Here is a 4,384-nt window from a genome sequence, read left to right on the forward strand (position 1 = left end):
GCAGTTCCTCGGCCAGCTGCCGCAGCTGGTCCACCGACAGGTTGCGCAGGTCCGCAGGACCGCGAACACGGTCCAGAACCGGAAAACGGCCCAGTGTCGGTATCGGGGTGGTGCTGTTTTCGGTCATTGGAGTCAGCTCCTGCGCTCGACCATGTAATAAGCAAGGGCACGCAGCCCGTCGGCCTGCGCGCCAAACCCGTCGAGCGCGGTAACCGCGCGCTCTGCCAGCGTCCGTGCCTCGGCCGCCGCCCCGTCGATTCCAAGCAGCGCGACATAGGTGGACTTGCCGGCGGCGGCGTCCTTGCCCGCCGTCTTGCCGAGTTCCTCGGCGCTGGCCGTGGCGTCGAGCACGTCATCGGCGACCTGAAACGCCGTGCCGACATCGCGGCCATAGGCGGCGATCCGTTCCATTGTCGCCGCGTCCGCCTGACCCAGGATGGCACCGGCATCCGCCGCGTAACGGATCAACGCGCCCGTCTTGAGGGCATGCAGCCGCCGGACCTCATCGAGGGCCAGCGCACGCCCTTCGCCCTCCATGTCGATCATCTGGCCACCGACCATGCCCGCCGCGCCCGAAGCCTTCGCCAGCGCACTGACCAGCGCGATTCGCACTTCGGCATCCGGATGGGTCGCGGGGTCGGCCAGAACCTCGAACGCAAGAGTCTGCAACGCGTCGCCCGCGAGAATCGCGGTCGCCTCGTCGAATTTGCGATGGGTCGACGGTTGTCCACGTCGAAGGTCGTCATCGTCCATCGCCGGCAGGTCATCGTGGACCAGCGAATAGGAATGTAGCATCTCGACCGACGCCGCGACGCGCAGGGCGCGCACCGCAGGAACCCCGAACAGGCTGGCCACCTCGGTCACGAGATAGCCCCGCAGGCGCTTGCCGCCGCCAAGCGTCGCATAACGCATGGCGTCGACGACCCGGGCCTCCCCCCCTCGCGTCACGGGCGCGATGAGCGTATCGATCGCCGATTCGATGGCGCCCGCGCGGACGGTAAGCGAGTCGCGCAGATTCGCCGCGTCCTGCGGACGGAGAGAGGGCGTCGCGTGTATCTGGGTCATGGGGTCACTGGTCCAAGGATTTTGTCGTCAGCGTGCCGTCGGCCTGCTGGACGATAGCCTGCACCCGCGCGTCGGCTTCATTCAGCTTGGCCTCGCAGTGTCTGCGAAGGGCGGCGCCGCGCTCATAGGATGCGATGGCATCCTCGAGCTTCTGCTGCCCTCCTTCGAGGTCGCGCACGATGGTCTCGAGTTCGCCGAGCGCCTGCTCAAACGAAAGGGCAGCAATCGGGTCGGTCATCGCACACCTGTGGAACGCGAACGCGGGGAATAACGGCTCATGAGAGGACCGGGCTTACTCCGCGACGCCCTTGTCTGCCAAGTCTTCAACACGGTGCGCCGCTCAAAAGCATGGCAGACGTTGCGATGACGCATCCGGCGACATGTCCGGATTGCCGACGACACGTGTCGTTTTTTTTACGATGCATCCGGTCGACGCCGGATCACGAACGACAGAACGCCAGCCTCCTCGCCGAAAGCGATCAGCGCATGGCCCGTTTCCCGGCAGAACGCTTGAAAATCAGCCACCGAGGCCCGGTCGGTCGCGATCACGCGCAGACGCTCGCCCGCCTGCATGTCACGCAGGGCCCGATTGGCCTTGAGGACGGGCAAGGGGCATGACAGGCCCTTGACGTCCAGCAATGTCTCGCTCATCGCAGAATTTCCGGTCAGTTCACTTCGCAGGGGGTGGGCGCGCGGCAAACGGCACCATAGAGCATTGGGCCTGGGAACAACAGGGCAGGGCGTCACCGCGCCGTGCCTCGGGGAAACGGCGAGAGAGTTCAATCATGGCGGATTATCGGATCGGCATCGACTTCGGCGGAACCAAGATCGAGATTGCCGTGCTCGGTCGCGACGGCGCGATGGTACTGCGCGAGCGTATGCCCAATCCTGGTTACTACGACGGCGCCGTGACCGCGATCCGCGACATGGTCCACGGCGTGGAATCGCGGCTGGGCGGAACGACCACGCTGGGCGTCGGTATTCCCGGCGCGATCAGCCCGGACACAGGCCTGATCAAGAACGCCAATGCGACATGGCTGAACAACCAGCCCTTCGGCGAGGATATCCAGAAGGCGGTCGGACGCGGTGTCCGGGTGGAGAACGACGCGAACTGTTTTGCCCTGTCCGAGGCCGTCGATGGCGCCGGCGCCGGCAAGGAGACGGTGTTCGGCGTGATCATCGGCACGGGCATGGGTGCGGGACTGGTCGTCAACGGCAAGCTCATCACCGGCCTGCATCACATCGCCGGTGAATGGGGGCATATCCCTCTGCCATGGCCCCGCATCGAGGAATTCCCGATGCCGAAGTGCTTCTGCGGCAATGAAGGCTGCCTGGAGCGTTTCCTCGCCGGACCGTCGCTGGCCCGCGACTGGAAAGGGCAGGGCCACAGCAACACGGCGGGCATCGAAAAGGCCGCTGAAGACGGCGACGTTGCTGCGATCGCGGCCCTCGACCGCTACATGGACCGGATGGGTCGCGCCTGCGCGCTGATCGTCAATATCCTCGATCCGGATGTGATCGTTCTGGGTGGGGGCGCGTCGAATATTGCATCGATCTATGACCGCGTGCCGCCGTTGATGAAGCGCCATGTCATCACGCCGACCTGCAACACGCCGATCGTGCGCAACGTACATGGCGACAGTTCGGGCGTACGCGGGGCCGCGTGGCTGTGGGAGGCCGACGAGACCTGATCACACTGCGCGCGGATCATCGTCCGCGCTTGTAAGGGGCAAAACGCGATCGGGACGAAAACCGGTCGCGACGACGTATAGTTCGCTCGATTCCTTGCGGCTGGCCGGCGGCTTGGCATGCTTCACGCTGGCAAAGGCATGTTTCATCTGGTTCAGCAGCGCCTTTTCCGAGCCGCCCTGAAACACCTTCGCGACGAACGCGCCGCCTTCGCCCAGAACCTGCAACGCGAAATCAAGCGCGCCTTCGGCCAGTCCCATGATGCGCATGTGGTCGGTCGCGGAATGGCCGGTGGTGTTTGGCGCCATATCCGACATCACTAGGTCGGCACGACCGCCAAGCAGGTCCATCAGGCGCTGGGGCATGTCCGCATCGTTGAAATCCCCTTCGACCATCTCGGCGCCTGGCACCGGGTCGACCGGCAGAAGGTCCAGGCCCACGATCTGCCGCGCGCCGCGCTTGACGGCGACCTGGGTCCAGCCACCGGGCGCCGCGCCAAGATCGATCACCCGCATCCCCGGGCGGATCAGATGAAAGCGGTCGTCGAGCTCGATCAGCTTGAACGCCGCGCGCGATCGCCATCCCTGCTTGCGGGCCGCCTGCACGTAGGGATCGTTCAGTTGCCGCGCCAGCCAGCGTTGCTGGGCCGTGGTACGACCCATCGCCGTGCGCAGCGAGACCGATTTCGCCCGATTGGTGCGGGCGGCACTTGCGTCGCCCGACGAATCCTCAAGGCCCGGGGTCAAACTGCTGACCAGCGCCTTGCCCGGAACGCGAGACAGGCGGGCACCCTTGGCGGGCGGGCGGCTGGTGGGGCGGCGTGTCACGTCTGCAGGGCTCCGGGAGTTTGCCCGGAGCCTGGGCGCCGGGACCGTGTCGAAAGAGGGCGGGGCGGCCCATGATGCGGGATGCCAGCGTCGCGAATCATGCGCAGCAGCATGCCGTCGCGCAGGCCGCGATCCGCCACGGTGACCGCATCGGCCGGCCAAGTGCGTCGGATGGCGTCGAAAATGGCGCAGCCGGGCATCACGTAATCGGCCCGATCGCGTCCGACGCAGGGATGCGCGCGGAGGCCTGCCAGGTCAAGGGAACGCAGCAGATCGAGCGCGGCTTCGGCCCGGTCCGCGCCAAGAACCAGTCCATCCACGGCGACGCGTGAATACCGCTCAAGCCCGAGCGCCAATCCGGCCAGCGTCGTGACGGTGCCGCTAGTTCCCAGAAGACGCACATTGTCACGTGCGATTTCCCGGCCGATGCAGTGAATGGCCTCGAAATCGCGCAGGTGATCGCGAACCTGCGCGACCATGGCCTCGTATCCCAGGGGAGTGTGTATGCTCGCGCCATACTGTTCAGCCAGGGTGACCACCCCGACGGGGGCGCTGACGAAGCTGATGAGGCGCGGCGTGGTGCCGTCGATTCCCACCCATGCGATCTCCGTCGAGCCGCCGCCGATATCGAACAGCAGCGCGCGCGTGCGCCGGTCACGGCTGGCCAGGAACGGCGTGCAGCTCTCGAGCGCGAGTTCAGCTTCCTCGCGCCCGGAGATGATGGAAATGCCGAGCCCCGTCTCGCGCGCGACCCGGTCGAGGAACGCCCGTCCATTCGCCGCGCGCCGACAGGCTTCGGTGGC

General features: G+C 66.3%; 6 protein-coding genes. 1 reads left to right on the plus strand and 5 read right to left on the minus strand.

All coding sequences use genetic code 11. The features are described 5' to 3' along the window. Nucleotides 1–132: 132 nt before the first annotated feature. The 3 genes from HUK82_RS14710 to HUK82_RS14720 all read right to left on the minus strand — a co-directional run bounded on the left by HUK82_RS14710 (nucleotide 133) and on the right by HUK82_RS14720 (nucleotide 1,716). Nucleotides 133–1,065, minus strand: a complete 933-nt coding sequence (locus tag HUK82_RS14710; protein WP_176614667.1) for a polyprenyl synthetase family protein — start codon at nucleotides 1,063–1,065, stop codon at nucleotides 133–135. 4 nt (nucleotides 1,066–1,069) lie between these two features. After that, nucleotides 1,070–1,303 carry an exodeoxyribonuclease VII small subunit gene (locus HUK82_RS14715; protein WP_176614668.1) on the minus strand — a complete coding sequence of 78 codons (234 nt, stop codon included), beginning with the start codon at nucleotides 1,301–1,303 and terminating at the stop codon, nucleotides 1,070–1,072. 176 nt (nucleotides 1,304–1,479) lie between these two features. Beyond that, nucleotides 1,480–1,716: a sulfurtransferase TusA family protein gene (locus HUK82_RS14720; protein ID WP_176614669.1), complete on the minus strand. Its 237-nt coding sequence runs from the start codon at nucleotides 1,714–1,716 to the stop codon at nucleotides 1,480–1,482. Between the two features lie 134 nt (nucleotides 1,717–1,850). On the opposite strand from HUK82_RS14720, the gene HUK82_RS14725 reads away from it, so the two are divergent. After that, a complete protein-coding gene (locus tag HUK82_RS14725; protein ID WP_176614670.1) occupies nucleotides 1,851–2,756 on the plus strand; it encodes an ROK family protein in 906 nt (301 codons plus the stop codon). Here HUK82_RS14725 and HUK82_RS14730 read toward each other — a convergent pair whose 3' ends face one another. Then, complete coding sequence (locus tag HUK82_RS14730) at nucleotides 2,757–3,581, minus strand: RlmE family RNA methyltransferase (protein WP_176614671.1); 825 nt, start codon at nucleotides 3,579–3,581, stop codon at nucleotides 2,757–2,759. Next, nucleotides 3,578–4,384, minus strand: an 807-nt coding sequence (locus tag HUK82_RS14735) for a Ppx/GppA phosphatase family protein (protein WP_176614672.1), incomplete at its 5' end; no start/stop codon positions are given. The genes HUK82_RS14730 and HUK82_RS14735, both read right to left, overlap by 4 nt.

Origin of the sequence: Ameyamaea chiangmaiensis (assembly GCF_013376175.1) — a bacterium.
Classification (GTDB): domain Bacteria; phylum Pseudomonadota; class Alphaproteobacteria; order Acetobacterales; family Acetobacteraceae; genus Ameyamaea; species Ameyamaea chiangmaiensis.